This window comes from Acidocella sp. MX-AZ02 (assembly GCF_000306035.1).
Lineage (GTDB): Bacteria > Pseudomonadota > Alphaproteobacteria > Acetobacterales > Acetobacteraceae > Acidocella > Acidocella facilis.
Map to the genome: position 1 here is coordinate 332,686 of NZ_JH976209.1, position 23,232 is coordinate 355,917.

Genomic DNA, 23,232 nt, shown 5'->3' on the forward strand with positions numbered 1-23,232 from the left:
TGTCTGTTGCAAACGAGGCGCAATTGGTCAACCGCAGGTCGGTTAACCCTGACGCTCGCGCGAATACTCCTTCACCGCCTTGTAGCGCTGGTCATAGGCATCGACGATGCGCGCCACCAGCGGATGGCGGACCACATCGGCGTTGGAGAAGCGGGTGACGCCGATGCCCTGGATGCCTTCCAGCGTCTCCAGCGCATCCGCCAGGCCCGAGCGGGTGTTGGGCGGCAGGTCGATCTGCGAGAGATCCCCGGTGATGACCATGCGCGTGCCCTCGCCCATGCGGGTGAGGAACATCTTCATCTGCACAGCGGTGGTGTTCTGCGCCTCATCCAAAATCACGAAGGAATGTGCCAAAGTGCGGCCGCGCATGAAAGCCAGCGGGGCGATTTCGATTTCACCGGTCGCCATGCGCCTTGTCAGCTGATCGCCGGGCAGCAGATCGTTCAGCGCGTCGTAGAGCGGGCGCAGATAGGGGTCGACCTTCTCTTTCATGTCGCCGGGCAAGAAGCCCAGACGCTCGCCGGCCTCCACCGCCGGGCGGGAGAGCACGATGCGGTCCACCTTGCCGGAGGTCAGCATCGCCACCGCCTGTGCGACCGCCAGATAGGTCTTGCCGGTGCCGGCGGGGCCGAGGCCGAAGACCATCTCATGGCGGGCCAGCGTATCGATATATTCCGCCTGGCCCTGGCTGCGCGGGCCGATTGGGCCCTTGCGAGTGCGGATCGCCGGCAGGTCAGAGAGCGGCAGGCGCGGCTCGTTCGCCGGGTCGGTCATGCGCAACACCCCATCCACCTGCGGGCCGTCGATCGTCTCCCCCTGTTCCAGCTTGCCGTAGAGCGTGCTCAGCGCCGCCTCCGCCGCCGCCACCTGCGCCGCCGTGCCCGAAACCGAGATCCTGTTGCCCCGGCAGGCCAGGCGCACGCCCAGCTTCTGTTCGATCCGGGCCAAATGGCGGTCATGATCTCCGAGCAGCATCGACAAAAGCACGTTATTGCCGAAGGTCATGGTGATGGTGCGCGGCGGCACCAGGGAAGGGCGGGGCTGGCTGGTGATGATCTGGCTCAAGCGGCGATGGTCTCCTGTTCCAAAAGAGTGCCTAAGAGAGAGTTAGGGTTGGCATGGTGGATTTTCACCATGCGCACCTGCCCGGTGAGGTCTTGCCCATGCTCGACGACCACCGGCTGCAGCCAGAGGGAGCGCCCGGCGATCTGCCCGGGATAGCGCCCCTTGCCGGTGAACAGCACGGGCGTTTCCAGCCCCACCGTCGCGGCGTTGAAATCATCCTGCTGGCGGCGCAGCAGGGCCTGCAGCGCCTGCAGCCGCGCATCCTTCACCGCCGTCTCCACCTGCGGCAGCCCGGCCGCCGGGGTGCCGGGGCGAGGCGAGTAGGTGAAGGAATAGGCCAAGGCGAAGCCGGTTTCGCGGATCAGCGCCATCGTCGCCTCGAAATCCGCGTCGGTTTCGCCGGGATGGCCGACGATGAAATCCGAGGAGAACGCCATATCCGGGCGGATGTCCTTCAGCTTGGCGACGATGCGGCGGAATTCATCGGCCTTGTGCTTGCGGTTCATTGCCCGGAGGATCTTATCCGAGCCCGATTGCACCGGCAGATGCAGGAAGGGCATCAGCTTTGCATTGTCCCGGTGCGCCAGGATCAGCTCATCGGCCATGTCGTTCGGGTGGGAGGTGGTGTAGCGGATGCGCTCCAGCCCTTCGATCTCCGAGAGGGTCTGCATCAGCCGGGTGAGGGACCAGATTTTCCCATCCGGCCCTTCGCCGTGATAGGCATTCACATTCTGCCCGAGCAGCGCCAGCTCCTTCGCCCCCTTGGCCACCATGCGCTTGGCTTCGGCGATGACGCTGACGACGGGCCGCGAGGCTTCCGCCCCGCGCGTATAGGGCACCACGCAGAAGGAGCAGAATTTATCGCAGCCCTCCTGGATGGAGAGGAAGGAGACCACGCCTTGCGGGGCGGCATCATCCGGCAGGAAGTCGAATTTCTGCTCCACCGGGAAATCGGTATCGATCACCGTGCCGGTTTTGCGATGCGCCTGGGCGATCAGCTCCGGCAGCCGGTGATAGGCTTGCGGGCCGACCACCAGATCCACGAACGGGGCGCGCTTGGCCAGCACCTCACCCTCCGCCTGGGCCACGCAGCCGGTGACGGCGATCATCATCTCGCCGTCCTTGGCCTCTTTCATCACCCGCCAGCGGCCGAGCTGGGAGAAGACTTTCTCCTCCGCCCGCTCGCGGATATGGCAGGTATTGAGGATGAGCATGTCCGCCCCTTCCGGCGCGTCCACGCTCTCATAGCCGAGCGGGCGCAGCAGGTCGGTCATCCGCGCGCTGTCATAGACATTCATCTGGCAGCCGTGCGTCACGACATGCAGCTTGCGAGGGGGGCGTTGGGTACTCATGCGCTCAAATCCATCCGGTTCGTCCGGATGGAGAAACGCGGGGTGGGCTTGCAGGTCAAGCGCAAAGCCTGAGAATCCTCCTGAGCATGAGGCTATTCGGCTATGCGAGGGCGCGTCGTGTCAAGAAAATTCGGGTGAAGGTTGGAAGACGTCGTGGCTCAGGCCCGGTGCGGGCGCAGCCCCAGATCGCTGAAAAAGCGCAAAAGATAGCCGTCAGGGTCGGCAATCACGAATTGCCGGTTGCCGGCCTCCTGCTCGTCCTGGCGGTACCATTTATCCTCAAGTGGAATGGGCATCTCCAGCCCGGCGGCAAGAACGGATTGGTAAAGCTGATCCACGTCAGGGATCTCGATCTGTAGATTGATGCCCCGTCCGAAGGGCCGCGCCATCGGCGCATCGGAGAAACGCCGGCCTGAGCCGCCGATTTCCTCCAGCATCAGATGCGCGCCATCGCGGGTGAGATAGGCAAACCCCTCCTCGGGACGGCCATAAAGCAGGGTGAAGCCGAGCGGCCCGAGATAGATGCGCAGCGAGGCGGTGAGGTCGCTGACCTCAAGTTCCGGCACCAGAGCCGGCCAGACAATATCCTCAGCCCCGCCCGCCATCGGTCAGGCCGGTTCGGGGGCTTTAATATCCACCATGAATTCGGCGGTCAGCCGCTCCAGCGCCGCGCTCACCGCCTCGGCGGTAACGCCCTGGGGCAGGCCCAGCCGCACGGTGGCGTGGAACATCTCCGCGCCGGTGAAGGGCGCGCTTTCGATATGGGAGGAGAAATCCTCGATATTCACGCCCAGGCCCCGCAAGGTCTCGGTGACGTCACGCACGATGCCGGGGCGGTCATTGCCGGTGAGGGCGAAGGTGACCTGCTCGGTCGGCGGGGCGGTTTCGGTGCCGGCGAGCACGGTGACGTTCAGCCCCTCGGCTTTCAGCCCGGCGAGGCTGGCTTCCAGCCCGGCCACCTGCTCATCGGCCAGGCGCACCAGCACGATGCCGGCGAACTGCCCGGCCAGATGCGCCAGCCGGCTATCCAGCCAGCTGCCCCCTGCGGCGGCAATGCGCGCCGAGAGGGCGTTGACGAGGCCCGGCCGGTCGGGACCGGCCAGGCTGACAACCAGCGAGGCCACCGGTCAGCGCTGGTTGCGCTGGCCGAAGAGCTGCAGCAGGAACATGAACAGGTTGATGAAGTTCAGGTAGAGCTGCAGGGCGTCATAGACGGAGCGCTTGCCCGCCATCTCCGCGCCATAGGCGCCGCCGAAGCGCAGATAATCGGTCTTGATGCGCTGCGTGTCATAGGCGGTGAGGCCCAGGAAGATGAACACGCCCAGGATCGACACCGCGAAGGCGATGGCCGGGGAATGCAGGAAGATATTCACCAGCGAGGCGACGATGATGCCGATCAGCCCCATGAACATGAAGCTGCCCAGGCTGGTGAGGTCCCGCCCGGTGACATAGCCATAGAGGCTGGTGGCGGCGAACATCGAGGCGGTGATGAAGAACACTTCCGCGATCGAGGTCTGGGTATAGACCATGAAGATATTCACCATCGAGGCGCCCATGGCGGCGCAGAACACCCAGAACAGAGCCTGGGCGCCGGTGGTGGAAAGCTTGTTCACCCCGAAGCTGAGCACCATCACGAACACCAGCGGCGCGAAGATGGCGGCATAGGCGAGGATGGTCGGGTGGATCGCCATGCCGGTGGCGGTTTGCACCGGCTGGTAGAACAGGTTGAGCAGCGAGGTATGAGCGATGGCGAACGCGATCAGCCCGGTCAGCACCAGGCCGGACGCCATCCAGTTATACACGCGCAGCATATAGGCGCGCAGTCCCGCATCCAGCGCGGCGCTGCCGTAGCCGGCATAGCCAGCCTGCACAGTGCGGTAGGATTGATTCGGGTTGAAGGCCATGAGGTTGTTTACTCCTGAAATGTGCCGCCTTGAGGGGCACTTTCTTATGATCAGCCCGATTCACCGGCTTTTCAAGTAAAATGGGGGCGAAAAACGCCCCCATTTTCGCTACGAACTGTAAATCAACCGGCCGTTTTTGGCCGTAGCGTGCGGGTTAGCGCCGCCACCAGCCGGTTTTCTTGGCAGCCGGGGCCTCCGTGGCGCCGACCAGGATCGGCTTCACCACCGGCTCGGCCGCGATTTCCGTGGCCTCCGGCACCGCCGTGACCTCGACCGGCGCGGCCTCGATGGCCTCCACTGGAACAGCGATTTCAGCCGGGGCCGCGTCCTTGGCGCCGTCCTTGGCAGCCGGCTTGCGCTTGCGCGGTGCGCGCTTGGGCTTGGCCGGGGCGGCTTCCAGCTCCGCCACGGCGGCCACCTCCACGGGGGTGGCTTCGATTGCCTCGGCCGGGGCGGCTTCGGGCTCCGCCTTGGCGCCGTCCTTGGCAGCGGGCTTGCGCTTGCGCGGGGCGCGCTTGGGCTTGGCCGGGGCCGCATCCGGCGCGGCTTCGGCGGCGAGGATCACCGCCGCTTCCGGCGCTGCCTCGATCGCGGTTTCGGCCAGCTCGGCTTCGGCCGGGCCCATGGCCTCGGCGTCGCGGAAGGCGGCTTCCAGGGCCAGATCCAGCTCGGTTGGCGGTGCATCCTCGGCGCTCTCGTCGCCGGTCTCGGCATCGCCCTCGCTCTCGGCGGCGGCGTCCGTGCCGTTGCCCTGGCCGTTTTCACCACGGCGGCGGCCACGCCGGCGGCGGCGGCGCTTGCGCTCGCCACGCTCGGCCGATGCAGCCTCGGCGGCTTCGGTGGTCTCGGCCTCTTCCAGCTCGGCATCCGCCTCATCGGCTTCCGCCGCGGCGGCTTCCAGCACGCGCTCGATCTTCATCGGGGCCGGGGCCGGGGGCGGCGCGGTGTGCGCCCTGGTCCGCTCCAGGCGGAAATTGGTGCCGGTCAGCCGTGCATCCGCCTCGAAGATCACCCGCATCGAATAGCGTTCCTCGATCGCCGAGAGCCGCTCGCGCTTATGGTTGAACAGATAGAAGGCGATTTCCGGCGGCAGATAGACACAGATTTCGGCGGATTTGAACTTGGCACCCTCATCCTCGATGGCGCGCAGAATATGCAGCGCGGCACTCTCCGGGCTGCGCACATGGCCCATGCCGGCGCAATGCGGGCAGGTGATCAGCGAGGCCTCGGTGAGCGACGGGCGCAGCCGCTGGCGCGACATTTCCATCAGCCCGAAATGGCTGATGCTGCCCACCTGGATGCGCGCGCGGTCATGCTTCAACGCGTCCTTGAGCTTGCGCTCGACGGCGGCATTGTTGCGCCGGCTTTCCATGTCGATGAAATCGATCACGATCAGCCCGGCCAGGTCGCGCATGCGCAGCTGCTTGGCGACCTCTTCCGCGGCCTCCATATTGGTGCGCAGGGCGGTGTCCTCGATTGAGCGCTCGCGGGTGGAGCGGCCGGAGTTCACGTCGATGGCGACCAGGGCTTCTGTCTGGTTGATGACGATGTAACCGCCCGAGCGCAGCTGCACCACCGGGTTCAGCATCGCATCCAGCTGCGCCTCGACCTGGTGCTTGGCGAAGAGCGGCTGGCCTTCCTGCCAGAGCTGCACCTTGCGGGCATTGGCTGGCATCAACATGCGCATGAAGTCCCGCGCCGCCTTGAAGCCGTCCACGCCGTCCACCAGAATATCCTCGACATCCTTGGTATAGACATCGCGGATCGCCCGCTTGATCAGGCTGGCTTCCTCATAGATCAGCGCCGGGGCGGAGGATTCCAGCGTCTTGTCGCGGATATCGTCCCAGAGCCGCAGCAGATATTCGCAATCGCGCTTGATCTCGGGCTTCGGCCGGTTGGCGCCGGCGGTGCGCACGATCATGCCCATGCCGGGCGGGATATCCAGCTCCGCCATCGTCTCTTTCAGGCGGCGGCGGTCGGTCTGCGAGGTGATCTTGCGCGACACGCCCCCGCCGGTGGGCGAGTTGGGCATCAGCACCGAGAAGCGGCCGGCCAGCGAGAGATAGGTGGTCAGCGCCGCGCCCTTATTGCCGCGCTCTTCCTTGACCACCTGCACCAGCATGATCTGGCGGCGGTGGATCACGTCCTGGATCTTGTAATTGCGCAGGAAACGCTGGCGCAGACGGCGCTCGCGGGCTTCCGCCGCATCGTCGCCATCGCCGCCGATCTGCTCCGGGGCCGGGCCCTCGGGTTCGATCTGCTCAACGCTGTCGCTCTCACCGGCCTCGGCGGAAATCTCGGCCGGCATCGCCTCTTCGGCGCTGGCATCGGCGGGGGCTTCCGGGTCCGGGGCGATCTCGGCCTCGTCGGCGCCGCTCAGCGCGTCATGCGGCAGCGCGCTGCCCTCTTCCGGGGGCGGCGCGGCGTGGATCTCGATCGGCTTGATCTCAAGCGCCTTGGCGTCGGCGGCGGCCTCGTCCTCCGGCTCGTCCTCGTCCTCGGCGGCGGCTTCGGCCTGGAGGTCCAGCAGCTTCTGCCGGTCGGCGACGGGGATCTGGTAATAATCCGGGTGGATTTCGCCGAAGGCCAGGAAGCCATGGCGGTTGCCGCCATATTCGACGAAGGCGGCCTGCAGGCTCGGCTCGACCCGAATCACCTTGGCGAGGTAGATATTGCCCTTGATCTGCTTGCGGCTGACGGTCTCGACGTCGAAATCGTCGAGGCGGTTACCGTCCAGAACCACCACGCGGGTTTCTTCCGCGTGGCTGGCATCGATCAGCATTTTCTTTGACATTAAGGATAAAACTCCGGCGTGCGCCGAGCGGGGCGGCATGGATCTGCCGGCCCTGCGCGCTGGGCGCGAAATAGGGATGAAAGGAGGACGTGTAAAAACCAGAGGACACAACGCCGAACCGGGCTAAAGCCTTGAAGGAAAAAGGGGTCTCGGTCGTCAGAGCGGTCATCGGTTCCATAAACTCGCCGGCGCGTTGGCACCGGATTGCGACATTTTTTATTCTGGATGCGACGCTGGCGGCCAACCGGTCAGGGCCAAACGCCGCGCCGCACACATCCTGTAATCGTAGATGACCCAAAAAACCCGCCCCTGCAAGGGGGTAGGGTTTGCCGCCGGGGTTGTCGGCCCCGGGCTTTGCCGCCAGACTTGCCATGGCTGCCGAAGGGAGGCGAGGTGGGGAAGATCGGTTGTGTGGCGATCGTGAAGAACGAGGCGCGCCATATCGCGGAGTGGCTGGCCTGGCAGTTCATCATCGGGTTTGACACTGTCATCCTGCTCGATAACGGCTCCACGGACGCCACCATCGCTATCGCCCAGGATTTTGCGCTGGGGCGCGACGTGCGGGTGGTGGCATGGTCCAGCACCGCCCCGGATTATCAGATGCGCGGCTATGAACATATCGCTCGCGCGATGGCGGAAGAGTTCGAATGGCTGGGTTTTTTCGACGCGGATGAGTTCCTGCGGCTGGATGACGGGCTGACGCTGAAAGGGCTGCTGGCGGCGCGGCCGGAGGCGGCGGTGGCGCTGCCCTGGGCGATTTTCGGCTCCAACGGGCATGATGAGTTTCCCGACGGGTTGCTGGTGGAGCGCTTTACCCGCCGGGCGGCGCTGGGGTTTGGCCCCAACCATCATGTGAAATCGATCATCCGCCCGGCACAGATGGAAAACTGCCTCAACCCGCACGCCTTCGCGATGCGGGGCGAGTATGTCGATCTGCTCGGGCGGCCGATTATCTGGGGCGGCGGGCCGGGGGTGCTGGCGGCCACGCCGGACCATCAGGGCGGCAGCCTCAACCATTATTTCGTCCGCTCCCGCGCCCATTGGCGCGAGAAGATGGCGCGCGGCTATCACGACCTCACCCGCCCGGAGGGCGAGTTCGAGGCGTATGACCGCAACGAGGTGCCCGATGAGCGGCTGGCGGCGCGGGCGGGCGAATTACGGGCGATGATGCCAAAGCCGGCGAAGCCACAAACGTTGCAGGCCCCGCCCGCGAGCGCCTATCGTTACCGCTTTGCCATTGCCGCCTGCGCCCGCTGGGAGACGCCTTACATCTCTGAATGGCTGACCTATCACCGTGCCATCGGCTTCGAGCACGTGTTCCTGTACTGCAATGACGATGAGCCGAGCGAGCTTTATGAAGAGATCCTGCCCTTCGTGCAGGGGCCGGCCCCGTTCGTAAGCTTCCGGTTTTTCCCTGAACAGGGAATGCACCGGAAGATGATGATGCATTTCGCCCGGCATGATAGCGGTGCCGCGCAATGGGTCAGTTTCCTCGATCTCGACGAGTTCATCAGCCTTCCGCCGGGCGAGGATCTGCCGGGCTTCCTCTCCCGGTTTGAGGAGCGCACTGATTGTTTGATGTTCAACTGGCTGCTTTTTGGCCCCAATGGCCAGACGACGCCGCCAAAGAGCGTGCTGCGCAGCCTCACCCGGCATCAGCCGCACCTGCACCCTTTTACCAAAATGCTGTTCCGCTCCTGCATTCTGGATCGTCCGGAATTATTCGAAACCATCGCTGACAATGGGTTTGTGCATCAGCTCTCGGATTGCGTGAATGTCGATATCCGGCCACTCAACGTATTGGGCGAGGATATGCGGCAATATTACCGGGATTTCCCCAATGCGGCGAACGCTTGGCTGCAACAGGATGGACGTGCCGAACGGATCATGCAGTCGGGCGCGATGATCCACCATTACGCGATCCGGACCGAGGATGCGTTTCGCCAGCGTGTCGCGCGCGGGTTGCGGGGAGATTTTCACGGCGAGCGGATCTGGGGCGAAATCGCGGATAAGCCCGACGAACTACAGGCCTTCCTGTCGCATATCAACGCCGTGGAGGAGCGCCGCTTGGCGCTGTTCTGGGAGCGGCTGGTCGCGCATGGCTGGGATAATATCGCCGAACTCGGCCCGGCAGTTGAGATGTTCGTGGCGATGCCGGATCACGAGCGGATCCGGCAGGCATTGGCGTCGGCGCGGGTGGTCATCGTCGAACCCGGCGTGCGCGCCTATTATGCCCTCACCGAACAATTCGCCGCCGAGATCGCCGAAGGCCGGCTGGTGGTGGAGAATTTTGCTCCGGCGGCGCGCGGCGGGGAGATTGCGATGCTCACCCCGGGCGGTGGCGGGCGGGCTTATCCCGTGGCGACGATCAGCTGGGATGAGCTGGTGGCCAAGCATGGCATGCCGACAAAGGTTTATCTTGGTGCCGAGCTGCCGGGATTTGGTCCGGCGCCGCGCTGAACGCGCCAAAATTGGTCAGGCCGGTATGGCCTTGCACCCGGCCGGGTCTTTGCGGCACAGTTTCACCGGGAAGGTGCAAAGAACAATGAAAGCAAGGAGTTGGTAATGCCGGACGCCAGAACATCCATTTCGGGCCTGTCAGTCGCCACGGTTCTGTATGATTTTGTGAATCAGGAGGCGCTGCCGGGTACGGGGCTGGAGCAGGAGGCCTTCTGGGCCGGGTTCGCCAAATTGCTGAAGCATTTCGCCACCACCAACGCGGTGCTGCTGGGCAAGCGCGACGAGATTCAGAAAAAGCTGGATGGCTGGTACCGCGCCCAAAAGGGCAAGCCGCACGACCAAGCCGCCTATGAGGCCTATCTGCGCGAGATCGGCTATCTGCTGCCCGAACCCGCCGCGTTTTCGGTGGAAACCTCGAAGGTGGATGACGAGATCGCGGTGATCGCCGGGCCGCAGCTGGTGGTGCCGGTCTCCAACGCCCGCTACGCGCTCAACGCCGCCAATGCCCGCTGGGGCAGCCTGTATGATGCGCTCTACGGCACCGATGCGCTGCCGGAGAGTGATGGCGCCACCCGCGGTAAGGGTTTCAACCCGGTGCGCGCGGATGCGGTGATCGCCCGTGCCCGCGCCTTCCTGGACGCGGCCTTCCCGCTGGAAGAGGGCAGCCATGCCGATGCGCTGGGCTACAAGGTTGAAGCGGGCAGGCTGGTGGTGCTGCTGCCCTCCGGCGATGTGGGCCTGAAAGACCCCGCCCAGTTCGCCGGCTATAATGGCGATGCCGCCTCCCCCAGCGCGGTGCTGCTGAAGAATCATCATCTGCACGCCGAAATCGTCATCGACGCGACCCACACGATCGGCAAGAACGACACCGCCCATATCGCCGACATCATCCTGGAATCCGCGATCAGCACGATCATGGATGCCGAGGACAGCGTGGCGGCGGTGGATGCCGAGGACAAGGTGCTGGTCTATCGCAACTGGCTGGGGCTGATGCAGGGCACGCTCTCCGCCCCGGTGGAGAAGGGCGGCAAGGTTTTCGAGCGCAAGCTCAATCCGGACCGCACCTACACCGCGCCGGACGGCTCGACACTGAGCCTGCATGGCCGCTCGCTGCTGCTGGTGCGCAATGTCGGCCACCATATGCTGACGGACATGATCACCATCGATGGGCAGGAAGTGCCGGAGACGGTGATGGACGCCGTCATCACCTCGCTGATCGCCAAGCATGACCTCGCGGCGAAGCGCAATTCCCGTCAGGGTTCGGTCTATATCGTGAAGCCGAAAATGCACGGGCCGGAGGAGGCGGCGAATGCCAATGCGCTGTTCGGCGCGGTGGAGGAGCTGCTGCACATCCCCGCCAACACGCTGAAAATGGGCATCATGGATGAGGAGCGCCGGACCAGCGCCAATCTGAAAGCCTGCATCGCGGCGGCGAAGCATCGTGTGGTGTTCATCAATACCGGCTTCCTGGACCGCACCGGCGATGAGATCCACACCTCGATGGAGGCCGGCCCCTTCCTGCGCAAGAACGACATCAAGGCGCAGCCCTGGATCAAGTCCTACGAGGACCGGAACGTGGATTTCGGGCTGGAATGCGGGCTGCAGGGCAAGGCGCAGATCGGCAAGGGCATGTGGGCGGCACCTGACCAGATGGCGGCGATGCTGGAGCAGAAGATCGCGCATCCGAAAGCCGGCGCCAACACCGCCTGGGTGCCATCCCCTACCGCCGCCACGCTGCACGCCATGCATTACCACGACGTGGACGTGCTGGCCCGGCAGAACGAGCTGAAGAGCCGGCCGGCCGCGAAGCTCTCGGACCTGCTGACGGTGCCGCTGGCCCATGGCGTGAACTGGAGCCCCGAGGAGATCCAGCAGGAGCTGGATAATAATGCGCAAGGGCTGCTGGGCTATGTGGTACGCTGGATCGACCAGGGGGTCGGCTGTTCCAAGGTGCCGGACATTCATGATGTCGGGCTGATGGAAGACCGCGCGACGCTGCGGATTTCCTCCCAGCATATCGCCAACTGGCTGCATCACGGCATCGTCTCCAAGGAGCAGGTGATGGAGACGCTGAAGCGCATGGCGCTGGTGGTGGATAAGCAGAATGCCGGCGATGCGGCCTATAAGCCGATGGCGCCTGGCTATGACGGCCCGGCCTTCAAGGCGGCGCTGGATCTGGTGTTCGAGGGGCTGAGCCAGCCCAACGGCTATACCGAGTTCATCCTGACCCGCCGCCGCCGCGAGGCGAAAGCGGCGTAACACGACGCGACCGATGACGGGCGGTCCTCAGGTCAGCCCGTTTACAATGACTGAGAGCATCAAGCTTTTAGCTTAATGCTCTCAGTTTTGTTTTAACGAGCAATTCAAGCGTTTATCTTGGCGCTGGCGCGTCAACCTAAACACATATTGTTCTAGCGGTTGAGTTCCGCCAGCGCCTGCGCGTGCAGCGCCGCATTGGCGCTGGCCAGCACTGAGCCGTCGCAGCCCAGCTTCAACGGCGCTCCGGCCCAATCCGTCACCACCCCGCCGGCGGCTTCGATCACCGGACCCAACGCCGCCCAATCCCAGGGTTTGAGGTCGTGCTCGGCGATCACGTCGATCTGCCCCAGCGCCAGCAGCCCGTAGGAATAGGCGTCCCCGCCCCAATAGATCCGCTTGGCGGCATGGCGCAGCTGGTTGAAGCGGCGCACCGCATTGTCCCCGGCGCCGGCGATCATCTCCGGCGAGGTGGCGGAAAGCTCGGCCTGCGCCAGGCTCACCGTCTGGCGGGTGCCGGGCACACCGCCGAGCGCGCTGGAGAACCCGGCCGGCACACCGCGCCCGCCCCACCAGCGCTCACGGGTGATCGGCTGGTCGATGAAACCCAGCACCGGCACCCCGTCCTCCAGCAGGCCCAGCAAGGTGGTGAAGCTGGTGCGCCCGGTGATGAAGGCGCGGGTGCCGTCGATCGGGTCGGTCACCCACACATATTTGGCCTGCGGGTTATGCGCCGGAAACTCCTCGCCGATGATGCCGAAATCCGGCGTCGCTTCGGCCAGGGCGGCGCGCAGCACCTGCTCGGCCTTGCGGTCCGCGGCGGTGACGGGGCTTTCGTCGGATTTATCGTCGGCGCTCAGACCAATGCGGAAATAAGGGCGAATCACCGCCCCGCTGGCATCGAGCGCCGCATTGGCAATCGCAATCAGCTCCTGCATGGATCAGGGCAGCTTGGCCGGGCTGGCCGCGTTCTGGTTCAGATAGGCAATCATATCCGCTCGCATCTGGTCGTTCTTGATGCCGGGATAGGCCATATGCGTGCCGGGTGCAAAGCTCATCGGGGCTTTCAGCCAGTCATCTAGCATGGCGGGCGTCCAGGGCTTGCCGGCATGGGGTTTCACCGCGTCCGAATAGGCAAAGCCCGGTGCGGAGAACGCCTTGGCGCCGACGATGCCGTACAGATCCGGCCCCACCCCGTTCGGCCCGCCGCTGGCGATGGCATGGCAGGCGGCGCATTGCTGGGCGAAGAGGGCCTTGCCCTTGGCCGGGTCCGCCTTGGCCAGCAGGCTGTTCAGATCCTCAGCCGGGGCAGAAGGCGTGGCGGCGGGGGTGGCGGCGGCCGGCGCGGCGGCGGCGCTGGCGGCTTTGATCTCAGCGGCGCTGGGCAGCGCCACCGGCTGCGCGGCCAGGGTGCGCAGATAAGCGATCACGTCCGCCCGCGTCTGGGTGCTGTGGATGCCGCTATAGGACATGCCGGTGCCGGGCGCGAAATCGTTCGGCGCGTACAGCCACTGGTTCATCTTGTCATAATCCCAGTCGCCCTTGGCCTTGCTCTTGACGGCGGCGGAATAGGTGAAGCCGGCATGGGCGAACATCGGCCCGCCGAGCACGCCATAAAGATTCGGCCCCACCCCATTGGCCCCGCCCGCTGTCAGCGTATGGCAGGCGGCGCATTGCTGGGCGACGAAAGCCTGGCCCTTGGCCACATCCGCGCTGGCCAACAGCGGCAGCACGCTCTCCGGCCCGCTGGGCGCTGGCGCGGTGGCCGGGGCGGCGCTGGGCAGGGCGGCCACCTGCAACGCCGCATGCTCTGGCGCCTCATCCGGGATGAGGACATGGGCGATCCGGTTCGCCCCCCACAGCACCAGCCCGGCGGTCAGCACGCCGGCGGCGATTTTATTGAAAAACAAACCATCCTTGCCCGAATTCTGCATGGTTTTCCCCAGGTTCGTGTTTTGGACTTCTAGTCTGGACGTTGTTGCCCCAGCACTCCCTGTCGCTTTGCCGTGGCGTATTGCCCTTAGGCGTAGAGGGAATTAGGCAGGGCGGCAAGCAGACAAGAGGGCCAGGCTTTTGAATCCCATCGTTTTGATCCCCGCGCGTTTCGGCTCCACCCGCCTGCCGGGCAAGGTGCTGGCCGATATCGGCGGCAAACCGATGATCGCGCATGTGCTGGACCGCGCGCTGAGCGCCGGGCTCGGCCCTGTCGCGGTGGCCTGCTGTGAGGCGCAAGTGGCTGAAGCGGTTGAGAAAGCCGGGGGCATCGCGGTGATGACGGACCCGGATCTGCCCTCCGGCTCGGACCGTATCTGGGCGGCGCTGCGCCGCCTCGACCCGGCGGGCGCGCATGATGTCATCGTCAATCTGCAAGGCGATCTGCCTTCGATCGACCCGTCCTATCTTGCAACAGTGGTGAAGCCGCTGGCCCAGGGGTTCGATATCGGCACGCTGGTCGCGCCGATCACCACCGAGGCCGAGCGCGATGCGCCCTCCGTGGTCAAATGTGCCTGCGCCTTTCCGGGGGATACCGAGGTCAGCCCGGCTTTGTATTTCTCCCGCCATCTGATCCCCTCCGGCGAGGGGCCGCATTGGCATCATATCGGCATCTACGCCTATCGCCGCGCCGCCCTTGAGCGCTTCGTCGCACTGCCGCCCTCGCCGCTGGAGCTGCGCGAGAAGCTGGAGCAGCTGCGGGCGCTGGAAGCGGGCTTGCGCATCGGCGCCGCGCGCGTGGCGCAGGCGCCGTTCGGCGTCGATACTCCAGAAGATCTAGACCGCGCCAGGGAGGCGCTTTGCCAATGAGCCTGATCGCCTTCCAGGGCATGCCTGGCGCCTATTCGGACCTCGCTTGCCGTACCGCTTTTCCGGGGGCCGCCACCCTGCCGTGTGAGAGTTTCCAGGCGGCGATGGCGGCGGTGCGCGAGGGCCGGGCGGATCTCGCCATGCTGCCGCCGGAGAACTCCATCGTCGGCCGGGTGGGGGACATGCACGCGTTGCTGCCCGATTCCGGCCTCTCGATCATCGGCGAGACGTTTTTGCGCGTCGAGCATTGCCTGCTGGCGCCGAAGGGTACGCGGATTTCCGACATCAAGCGCATCCATTCGCATCCGGTGGCTTTGGGCCAGGTGAAGCGGCTGATCGCCGAGCTGGGCGCGACCGCCGTGGTGGAATATGACACCGCCGGGGCGGCGGAGATCATCGCCAAACTCGACAGCAAGGCGGATGCCGCGATCGCTTCCTCGCTGGCGGGCGAGATGTACGGGCTGGAGATTCTGCGCCGTAATGTCGAGGACGAGGCGCATAACACCACCCGCTTCTACATCATGGCCCGCGAACCGCTGCCGGTGGAGCCGGAAACGCCGGGGCTGATGACGACCTTCGTGTTCAATGTCCGCAACGTGCCGGCCGCACTTTACAAGGCGCTGGGCGGGTTCGCGACCAATGGTGTGAACATGACGCGGCTGGAGAGCTACATGGTGAATGGCAGCTTCACCGCCACCCAGTTCCTGGCCGAGGTGGAAGGGCACCCGGCGCAGAGCGGGCTGAAACATGCCTTCGAGGAGCTGGGTTTTTTCTGCACGGACTTCAAAGTCCTGGGCACGTATAAGATGGACCCGTACCGCCTCGCGCACGGATGAAACAAAGAACCCGGCCTATGGCCGGGTTTTTTCGTGACAAGGCGTTGATGGCGTCCCGATGACGGAGCGGCGCAGCCGCGCAGTCTGAATCGGGCCGCCGCTTTCTTCAAGTATTCATCGCCTCGAAGAAATCGTTGTTGCTCTTCGAGTATTTCAGCTTGTCGAGCAGGAACTCCATCGCGTCCGTCGTCCCCATCGGGTTCAGAATGCGGCGCAGCACCCACATCTTCGACAGCACCGCCTTCTCCACCAGCAGCTCTTCCTTACGCGTGCCGGACTTGGTGATGTCGATCGCTGGGAAGGTGCGCTTGTCGGAGAGCTTGCGGTCCAGGATCAGCTCGGCATTGCCGGTGCCCTTGAACTCTTCAAAAATCACCTCGTCCATGCGCGAGCCGGTATCGATCAAGGCGGTGGCGATGATGGTCAGCGAGCCGCCTTCCTCGATATTACGCGCCGCACCGAAGAAGCGCTTCGGGCGCTGCAGGGCGTTCGCATCCACACCGCCGGTCAGCACCTTGCCGGATGAGGGCACCACGGTGTTGTAGGCGCGCGCCAGGCGGGTGATGGAATCCAGCAGGATCACCACGTCGCGCTTATGCTCGACCAAGCGCTTGGCCTTCTCCAGCACCATCTCGGTCACCTGCACGTGGCGCGAGGCCGGCTCGTCGAAGGTGGAGGCCACCACCTCGCCGCGCACGGAGCGCGCCATGTCCGTCACTTCCTCCGGCCGCTCATCGATGAGCAGCACGATCAGGAACACTTCCGGATGGTTGGCGGTGATCGAGGCGGCGATGTTCTGCAGCATCACGGTCTTGCCCGTGCGCGGCGGGGCGACCACCAGGGCGCGCTGGCCCTTGCCGATCGGCGCCACCAGGTCGATCACCCGGCCGGTGACTTCCTTCTGCTGGCCCTTCACGGTCGGCTCCGGCGCTTCCACTTCCATGCGCAGGCGCGAGGTCGGGTAGAGCGGGGTGAGATTGTCGAAATTGATGCGGTGCTTCACCGCCTCCGGCGACTCGAAATTGATCTTTTCGACATTTACCAGGGAGAAATAACGCTCGCCTTCCTTGGGGGCGCGGATCTCGCCATCCACCGTGTCGCCGGTGCGCAGGCCATAGCGGCGCACCTGCTGCGGGGAGACGTAGATATCGTCCGGGCCGGGGAGGAAGTTGGCCTCGGGGTTGCGCAGGAAGCCGAACCCGTCGGGCAGGATTTCCAGCGTGCCATCACCGTGAATCGCCTGCTCGTTCTCGGCATGGGCTTTCAGGATGGCGAACATGATCTCCTGCTTGCGCAGGGAGGAGGCGTTTTCGACCTCCAGCTCCTCAGCCAGGGCCAGGAGGTCGGTCGGGGATTTTGCCTTTAATTCGGCGAGATGCATGGGGAACCAGAGATCCAGTGACAGGAAACGCTGCGGCGGAAGGCCGCAGCTTTATGGTCAAAATGAGATTTACATGCGGCCGAGGACCGGCGCAGGGACGTGGACGTCCTGACGCTGTAATGGGGATTCGCACGCCCGCCGTCAAGACGGGCGTGGAAATTAGCGTTTTTCCAGTGCCTCGCGGGCTGCCGTCGCCAGCACGTCGGCGCGCTCATTCATCGCATTGCCCGAATGGCCGCGCACCCAGAGCCATTCGATGCTGTGCGGCTTCGCCGCCTCCAGGATCAGCTTCCAGAGATCCATGTTCTTCACCGGATCGCCGGTGGAGGAGCGCCAGTTCTTGCGCACCCAGCCCTGATGCCAGCGTGTGATGCCGTTTTTCAGATATTCGGAATCGGTGTGCAGCTTCACCGTGCAGGGGCGCTTGAGCGCGCTCAGCGCCTCTGCGGCCGCCGTCAGCTCCATGCGGTTATTGGTGGTGTCCGCATCCCCGCCGGAGAGCTCCTTCACCACCTCGCCGAATTTCAGGATCGCCGCCCAGCCGCCCGGGCCCGGATTGGGCTTGCAGCCGCCATCGGTCCAGATTTCAACGATCCGTGCCTCGTCCTCAGAGCCCATAGGCGCCCGCCCCCGAGACCGCGAAATGGAAGCGCAGCCGCCGGTAATAATCCAGCGGGTCTTTCGGCGTCACCAAGGCCGCCGGGGCGCGGTTCAGCCAGTCATAGAGCCGGGTGAGCAGGAAACGGATCGCCCCGCCGCGTGCGAGCACCGGCAGCGCTTCGATCTCCGCCTGGGAAAGCGGGCGCACCGACTGATAACCCCGCAGCAAGGCCCGCGAGCGGGTCACGTTCAGCTCGCCCGGCGTCTCGAAGCACCAGGCGTTCAGGCAGATCGCGATGTCGTAAGCGAGGATGTCCGTGCAGGCGAAGTAGAAATCGATCAGCCCGGAAATTTCGCCATTGAGGAAGAACACGTTGTCGGGGAAGAGATCGGCATGGATCTGCCCGGTGGGCAAACCCTGCGGCCATTCGGCCTGGATGCGCCCCAGCCAGCCTTGCAGCTCCGCCCCCAGCCCGCCCAGTACGCTATCGGCCTGGGGCAGGCTTTTCTCCAGCAGCGGCCCCCAGGCCTCCGGGCCCAGCCCGTTGCGCCGGGTCATGCCAAAGCCCTCGCCGGCCAGATGCAGCCGGGCCAGCGCCGCACCCAGCGGGGCGCAATGCTCCAGGCGGATCTGGCGCGGCCAGACCCCGGGCAGGAAGGTGGTGATGGCGGCCATCTTGCCTGCCAGCTCCTGCAAATTGCGCCCATCGCGCCCGCGCACCGGCAGCGGGCAGGAGAGGCCGCGCTCGCGCAGATGCTCCATCAGCCCGAGGAAATAGGGCAGATCCTCCTTGTTCACCCGTTTTTCGTAGAGGGTGAGGATGAAATCCCCGGCGCTGGTCTTCAGCGCGTAATTGCTGTTCTCCACCCCTTCGGCAATGCCACGGAAGGCGGTGAGGGTGCCGATGTCATAAAGTGTGAGAAACGCGCTCAGCGCCTCGTCGGTGACTTCCGTGTAAACTGCCATGCCGCGCTAGATGACCGGGGATAAAAATTCTGGCAAGGGAGGGCCATGAAAGATTTCCGGTCCGTCCTCGCGCCCGCCGCGGCGCTGCTCTCCTTGCTGGCCCTCGCCGCGTGCGGCGGTGGCGGCGACAAGCACCCCGACACCGCCGCGGCCGACGCCACCCCGGCCGACGGCGCCGCCCCGGACCCGACCAAATTCTGCCCGCAAGTGGCGGTGCTGCAGCAGGCCCAGACCGTGACCCTGTTCGAGCCCGGCCGCAGCGATGTGGCGGGGCAGATCTCGACCGGGCGGATCACCGGCGTCTCCGGCGCCTGCACCACCATGACCAAGAAGCGGCAGAAGCTGCTGCAGGTGAAATTCACCGCCAGCTTCCTTACCGATAACGGCCCGGCCAATCACGGCCAGCCGGTGAGCCTGCCTTGGTTCGTGGCGATCACCCAGGGCGATCAGATCATCCAGAAGCAGGACTACACCGCCACGCTCAAATTCGACGGCAATATGAGCACCACGGCGCTGACCAGCAAACCGATCAAGATCGTGCTGCCGCAGGATGAGCAGAGTGCGGATGTCGAAATCCTGGTCGGGTTCGAGATGACGCCGGAGCAGCTCGCCTACGCAAAGGCGCATCCGAGCGCGATGCCCTGAACCGGCCTTTTCAGGGCCGGATGTCGGACATCCCGGCCCCAGAGCCTCAAGCTTTTAGCTTGAGGCTCTGGATTTTGTTTTGGTGAGCAATTTCATGTGTTTATCTTGATTCTGGCGCGTCAACCTAAACACAGATTGCTCTGAAAATTTTTACAAAGCGTATCAGAGCCCGGCCAGGACGCGCTCCAGCGTTTCCAGGAAGCGCGTTGCATCCGCCCCGTTGAAGGGCAGCGGCGGGCGGATTTTCAGCACATTCCCCTGCGGACCCTCGGTGCCGATCAGCACCTGGGCGCGGCGCATCGCATTGGCGATGCGTTTGGCCAAAGCGCGGGAGGGTTGGCCGGCCTCAAAAATCTCCACCCCGGTCATCAGCCCGGCGCCGCGCACATCCGCCAGCAGCGGGAAGCGCCCCTGCAGGCTGGCGATCCCGGCCCGCAGCGCAGTGCCGGTGCGCTGGGCGTTGCCCTGCAAATCCTCCTCCTGCAGCACGTTCAGCGTCGCCAACGCCGCCGCCGCCGAGACCGGGTTGCCGCCGAAGGTGGAGAAGAACTCGATCTTGCGCTGGAAAATCTCCAGAATCTCAGGCCGCGTCACCACCGCGCCGGTGGGGTGGCCATTGGCCATCGGCTTGCCCAGCGTGACCATGTCCGGCACCACGCCATGGCGGGCGAAGCCCCAGAAGGCCTCGCCCATCCGTCCGAAGCCGGACTGCACCTCATCGCCCACCACCAGCCCGCCGGCTTCGCGCACCTTGGCGGCGATGGCGGCAAAATAGCCTGCCGGCGCGGCGGTGATGCCATGGGCGGTGAAGGCGCTGTCCACCAGCAGCATCGCCACCCCCAGCCCTTTTGCCTGCAGCGCCGCAATCGCCCGGTCCGCGTCCGCCGCGTAAGGCGCGGCCTCGGTGAAGCGGCCCCGGAACGGGTCCGGCACTTCCAGCACCTCGATATAGGGTTCCAGCGGCTGCGCCTGCGGGCCGTGATAGGGCGAGAGCGCGGCGGAGATTTCGGTGATGCCGTGATAGGCCCCGGAGATGACGATGGCGCCGCTCTTGCCCGTCACCGCCTTGGCGATGCGATAGGCGGTGTCATTCGCCTCGGAACCGGAATTGACGAACAGCACCTGGCTCAGCCCGTCCGGCAGGGTCGCGGTCAGGCGCTCGGCATAGGCCACCACCGTCTCGTGCAGGTAGCGCGTGTTGGTGCACATCCAATGCATCTGCCGTGAGATCGCGTCTGCGACGCGGACATTGCCATGGCCGACGGAGGGGACGTTGTTATAGGCGTCCAGATAATCCGTGCCGTCCGGGGCGAAGAGATGCGCGCCCTGGCCATACACCAGATGCACCGGCTCCTCGTAAGACAGCTCCAGCCCCTTGCCCAGCACCGCGAAGCGGCGCGCGGTCAGGCCCGCACTGGGCCGGCTGGCGCAGGCGGCGCGGAAGCGCGCCACCACCCGCTCCTTGCCCGCCGCCAGAAATGCCTGGATGGCGGCGATGCCGATGCCGGCCAAAGCCGCCAGCTTCTCCGCCCCCTCCGGATCGTTCTGCTTGCGCCAGGCCATGATGGTCGCGGCCAGCGCGTGGCGGGCGATGATCGCCTCGAACAGCGCCCCGAACTCCTCGGGCTGCAACGGGTTCACCGCGTCATAGCCGGCGACGATCTCGGTGGCGTAGGCGATCGGATCCAGGCTGGTGCCGACGGTTTCGGCGGCGGTGACGGCGATATCGAAGATCAGCGGCGCATGGATCATGTCGCCGAAATCCAACATGCCGGTCAGGCGGGTGGCGTCCGCATCCACCAGCATGTTGCCGGGGTGCAGATCGTTATGCACGGGCTGGTGGCGCAGCCGGTCCAGATGCGGGCGGAAGGCCAGGAAGCGCTCCAGCACGGCCTCGACCAGAGCGCGGTCCTGCGCCGGTTCGATCAACGCCGCCGAGGGGCGGAGGATTTCGATGGCGCGCAGATCCCAGACGATCTTCTGCCCCATGCCGGGGTGGAAGACATTGGCCAGCGCGCGGTCCAGCCGGGCGAGCTGGGCGCCGACGTCGCGCAGCAGGGCAGGGGGGGGCTCGACATCATCCATCACCCGGCCCGGCTGGAAATCCAGGGCGCGGACCATATGCGGGGTGTCGGCGGCATCCTTGACGAAGGCGTAGGCGTCCCCCGCCAAAGTGCGGCGCACGCGCGGCACCGGCAGAGACGGGTCCATGGCCTGGATGTGGTCGAGCACGATTGTCTGGAAGTCCACGGCACTTTCCAGCTCGGTCGGGCTGAGGATTTTCAGGATGATCCCCGGCCCTTGTGCCGGGGTGATGCGGAAATTCTGGTCGCGCTCGCCATAGAGCGGCTTGGCGGGGCCGTCGATGCCGAAGATGTCGCGGGCAAAGGCGGCGGCCGCCTCGGCGCTGAAGCAAGGCGGGCTGGTTTCCAGGGCGAGCAGGGATTTCGGGTCGGTCATGGCCCGCAAATAGGCAAAGCCGATCGCCGCGCGCCAGACTTTAAAACACAAAGGCCGCCCTCAACGGGCGGCCCGTTGCAAAAGTTTTTGGGGGTGTGGGGTGTTTTTTCAAAACCACCCCACGTCTTTCAGCCGCCCTGCGCCACGAATTTCTCCAGCCAGTGAATCGTATATTCACCCGACTGGAACTCCTCATTCTCCAGAATCCGCTGATGCAGCGGGATCGTCGTCTTGATCCCGGTGATGACGAATTCCGTCAGCGCCCGGCGCATCCGCGCGATCGCCTCGTCGCGGGTGCGGCCATAGGTGATCAGCTTGGCGATCAGGCTGTCATAATGCGGCGGCACGCGGTAGCCGGCATAGAGCGCGCTATCCACCCGCACGCCCAGCCCGCCCGGCGCATGGAACACCTCCACCTTGCCCGGCGAGGGGGTGAAGGTCTCGGGATCCTCGGCGGTGATGCGGCATTCGATGGCATGGCCCTCGAAGCGAATATCCGCCTGGGTGTAGCCCAGCTTCTCGCCGGCAGCGATGCGGATCTGCTCGCGCACCAGATCGATGCCGGAAATCGCCTCGGAGACCGGATGCTCCACCTGCAGGCGGGTATTCATCTCGATGAAGGCGAACTGCCCGTCCTGGTAAAGGAACTCCAGCGTGCCGGCATTGCGGTAGCCGAATTTCTTCAGCGCGTCGGTCGCGGTCTTGCCCAGCGCATCGCGCGCCTGCGCGGTGATGACCGGCGAGCCCGCCTCTTCCAGCACCTTCTGGTGGCGGCGCTGCAACGAGCAGTCGCGCTCGCCGATATGTACCACTTCGCCGTAATTATCTGCCAGGATCTGCAGCTCGATATGGCGCGGCTTATCGAGATATTTCTCCATATAGACCGCATTATTGCCGAAGGCGGCCAGGGCTTCGGCGCGGGCCTCGCGCCAGGCGGCGTCCAGCTCGTCCTTGGATTTCGCCACTTTCATGCCGCGCCCGCCACCGCCGGCGGCGGCCTTGATCAGCACCGGATACATGATCCGGTCCGCGACCTCATGCGCCTCCTCCAGCGAGGACAGCTCACCCGGCGAGCCGGGCACCAGCGGCACGCCCAAAGCGGCCATGGTGGTCTTGGCGGTGATCTTGTCGCCCATCATGCGGATATGCTCGGCGGTCGGGCCGATGAAGACCAGCCCGTGCGCCTCCACCATCTCGGCGAATTTGGCGTTCTCGGAGAGGAAGCCGTAGCCAGGATGGATCGCCTCCGCCCCGGTGATGAGGGCGGCGGAAATGATCGCTGGCATGTTGAGATAGGAATCGCGCCCCAAAGGCGGGCCGATGCAGACGCTCTCATCGGCGAGGCGCACATGCATGGCGTCCGTATCCGCGGTGGAATGCACCGCGACGGAGGCAATGCCCATCTCGCGGCAGGCGCGCAGCACCCGCAGCGCGATCTCGCCGCGATTGGCGATCAGGATCTTTTTGAACATCGGGCTGCCGGTCCGTTATTCGATGATCAGCAGGGGCTCGTCATATTCGACGGGCGCGCCGCTGGTCACCAGCACCTGCTTCACCACACCGGCGCGCGGCGCCTTGATCTGGTTGAAGGTCTTCATCGCCTCGATCAGCAGCAGCGTGGCCCCGGCCTCGACCTGCTGGCCGACGGAGACATAAGGTGCCGCGCCGGGTTCGGCGGAGAGATAGGCGACACCCACCATCGGGCTCTTC

Annotated in this window: 19 protein-coding genes; 5 read left to right on the forward strand and 14 right to left on the reverse strand. The window is 65.2% G+C overall.

Features of this window, described 5'->3' with window-relative positions:
* Nucleotides 1-42 precede the first annotated feature (42 nt).
* The 6 genes from MXAZACID_RS13795 to MXAZACID_RS13820 all read right to left on the reverse strand — a co-directional run bounded on the left by MXAZACID_RS13795 (nucleotide 43) and on the right by MXAZACID_RS13820 (nucleotide 7,115).
* Complete coding sequence (locus MXAZACID_RS13795; RefSeq protein ID WP_008495057.1) at nucleotides 43-1,065, reverse strand: PhoH family protein; 1,023 nt, start codon at nucleotides 1,063-1,065, stop codon at nucleotides 43-45.
* Nucleotides 1,062-2,417, reverse strand: coding sequence for a tRNA (N6-isopentenyl adenosine(37)-C2)-methylthiotransferase MiaB (miaB, locus tag MXAZACID_RS13800; protein ID WP_039885389.1), 1,356 nt, complete (start codon nucleotides 2,415-2,417; stop codon nucleotides 1,062-1,064). The genes MXAZACID_RS13795 and miaB overlap by 4 nt, the downstream gene beginning before the upstream one ends.
* A gap of 158 nt (nucleotides 2,418-2,575) precedes the next feature.
* Entirely contained in the window at nucleotides 2,576-3,022 is a 447-nt protein-coding gene (locus MXAZACID_RS13805; RefSeq protein WP_008495059.1) for a VOC family protein, read from the reverse strand.
* A 3-nt stretch (nucleotides 3,023-3,025) separates the two neighbouring features.
* Nucleotides 3,026-3,541, reverse strand: a complete 516-nt coding sequence (locus MXAZACID_RS13810) for a glycine cleavage system protein R (RefSeq protein WP_008495060.1) — start codon at nucleotides 3,539-3,541, stop codon at nucleotides 3,026-3,028.
* Between the two features lie 3 nt (nucleotides 3,542-3,544).
* Nucleotides 3,545-4,321, reverse strand: a complete 777-nt coding sequence (locus MXAZACID_RS13815) for a Bax inhibitor-1/YccA family protein (protein ID WP_008495063.1) — start codon at nucleotides 4,319-4,321, stop codon at nucleotides 3,545-3,547.
* 154 nt (nucleotides 4,322-4,475) lie between these two features.
* Nucleotides 4,476-7,115 carry a ribonuclease E/G gene (locus MXAZACID_RS13820; RefSeq protein WP_039885391.1) on the reverse strand — a complete coding sequence of 880 codons (2,640 nt, stop codon included), beginning with the start codon at nucleotides 7,113-7,115 and terminating at the stop codon, nucleotides 4,476-4,478.
* Nucleotides 7,116-7,508: 393 nt separating this feature from the next.
* Here MXAZACID_RS13820 and MXAZACID_RS17960 point away from each other — a divergent pair, with 393 nt between their 5' ends.
* Entirely contained in the window at nucleotides 7,509-9,575 is a 2,067-nt protein-coding gene (locus tag MXAZACID_RS17960; RefSeq protein WP_168118440.1) for a glycosyltransferase family 2 protein, read from the forward strand.
* 105 nt (nucleotides 9,576-9,680) lie between these two features.
* Nucleotides 9,681-11,834: a malate synthase G gene (locus MXAZACID_RS13830; RefSeq protein ID WP_008495067.1), complete on the forward strand. Its 2,154-nt coding sequence runs from the start codon at nucleotides 9,681-9,683 to the stop codon at nucleotides 11,832-11,834.
* A gap of 152 nt (nucleotides 11,835-11,986) precedes the next feature.
* Here MXAZACID_RS13830 and MXAZACID_RS19415 read toward each other — a convergent pair whose 3' ends face one another.
* Together MXAZACID_RS19415 and MXAZACID_RS19420 are read right to left on the reverse strand one after the other, a co-directional pair.
* Nucleotides 11,987-12,769, reverse strand: a complete 783-nt coding sequence (locus tag MXAZACID_RS19415; RefSeq protein WP_008495068.1) for an inositol monophosphatase family protein — start codon at nucleotides 12,767-12,769, stop codon at nucleotides 11,987-11,989.
* 3 nt (nucleotides 12,770-12,772) lie between these two features.
* Nucleotides 12,773-13,765, reverse strand: coding sequence for a c-type cytochrome (locus tag MXAZACID_RS19420; protein WP_008495069.1), 993 nt, complete (start codon nucleotides 13,763-13,765; stop codon nucleotides 12,773-12,775).
* 139 nt (nucleotides 13,766-13,904) lie between these two features.
* Between MXAZACID_RS19420 and MXAZACID_RS13845 the strand changes: the two genes are divergently transcribed.
* Both MXAZACID_RS13845 and MXAZACID_RS13850 read left to right on the forward strand, forming a co-directional pair.
* Nucleotides 13,905-14,633, forward strand: a complete 729-nt coding sequence (locus MXAZACID_RS13845) for a 3-deoxy-manno-octulosonate cytidylyltransferase (protein WP_008495070.1) — start codon at nucleotides 13,905-13,907, stop codon at nucleotides 14,631-14,633.
* Nucleotides 14,630-15,469 carry a prephenate dehydratase gene (locus tag MXAZACID_RS13850; protein WP_008495071.1) on the forward strand — a complete coding sequence of 280 codons (840 nt, stop codon included), beginning with the start codon at nucleotides 14,630-14,632 and terminating at the stop codon, nucleotides 15,467-15,469. Before MXAZACID_RS13845 ends, MXAZACID_RS13850 begins: the two co-directional genes overlap by 4 nt.
* Nucleotides 15,470-15,575: 106 nt before the next feature.
* Here MXAZACID_RS13850 and rho read toward each other — a convergent pair whose 3' ends face one another.
* The 3 genes from rho to MXAZACID_RS13865 form a co-directional block, all read right to left on the reverse strand.
* Nucleotides 15,576-16,850 carry a transcription termination factor Rho gene (rho, locus tag MXAZACID_RS13855; RefSeq protein ID WP_008495072.1) on the reverse strand — a complete coding sequence of 425 codons (1,275 nt, stop codon included), beginning with the start codon at nucleotides 16,848-16,850 and terminating at the stop codon, nucleotides 15,576-15,578.
* Between the two features lie 159 nt (nucleotides 16,851-17,009).
* Nucleotides 17,010-17,468, reverse strand: coding sequence for a ribonuclease HI (gene rnhA / locus MXAZACID_RS13860; RefSeq protein ID WP_008495074.1), 459 nt, complete (start codon nucleotides 17,466-17,468; stop codon nucleotides 17,010-17,012).
* The gene (locus MXAZACID_RS13865; protein ID WP_008495075.1) at nucleotides 17,458-18,417 is read right to left on the reverse strand and encodes a homoserine kinase; all 960 of its coding nucleotides are present in this window, start codon (nucleotides 18,415-18,417) and stop codon (nucleotides 17,458-17,460) included. Before MXAZACID_RS13865 ends, rnhA begins: the two co-directional genes overlap by 11 nt.
* 45 nt (nucleotides 18,418-18,462) lie before the next feature.
* On the opposite strand from MXAZACID_RS13865, the gene MXAZACID_RS13870 reads away from it, so the two are divergent.
* Entirely contained in the window at nucleotides 18,463-19,062 is a 600-nt protein-coding gene (locus MXAZACID_RS13870) for a hypothetical protein (protein ID WP_008495076.1), read from the forward strand.
* A 162-nt stretch (nucleotides 19,063-19,224) separates the two neighbouring features.
* Here the strand turns inward: MXAZACID_RS13870 and MXAZACID_RS17965 are convergent, their stop codons facing one another.
* The 3 genes from MXAZACID_RS17965 to MXAZACID_RS13885 all read right to left on the reverse strand — a co-directional run.
* The gene (locus tag MXAZACID_RS17965) at nucleotides 19,225-21,522 is read right to left on the reverse strand and encodes an aminotransferase class III-fold pyridoxal phosphate-dependent enzyme (RefSeq protein ID WP_205619810.1); all 2,298 of its coding nucleotides are present in this window, start codon (nucleotides 21,520-21,522) and stop codon (nucleotides 19,225-19,227) included.
* 128 nt (nucleotides 21,523-21,650) lie between these two features.
* The gene (gene accC, locus MXAZACID_RS13880; RefSeq protein WP_008495078.1) at nucleotides 21,651-22,994 is read right to left on the reverse strand and encodes an acetyl-CoA carboxylase biotin carboxylase subunit; all 1,344 of its coding nucleotides are present in this window, start codon (nucleotides 22,992-22,994) and stop codon (nucleotides 21,651-21,653) included.
* 15 nt (nucleotides 22,995-23,009) lie between these two features.
* Nucleotides 23,010-23,232, reverse strand: a 223-nt coding sequence (locus MXAZACID_RS13885) for a biotin/lipoyl-containing protein (protein WP_008495080.1), incomplete at its 5' end; no start/stop codon positions are given.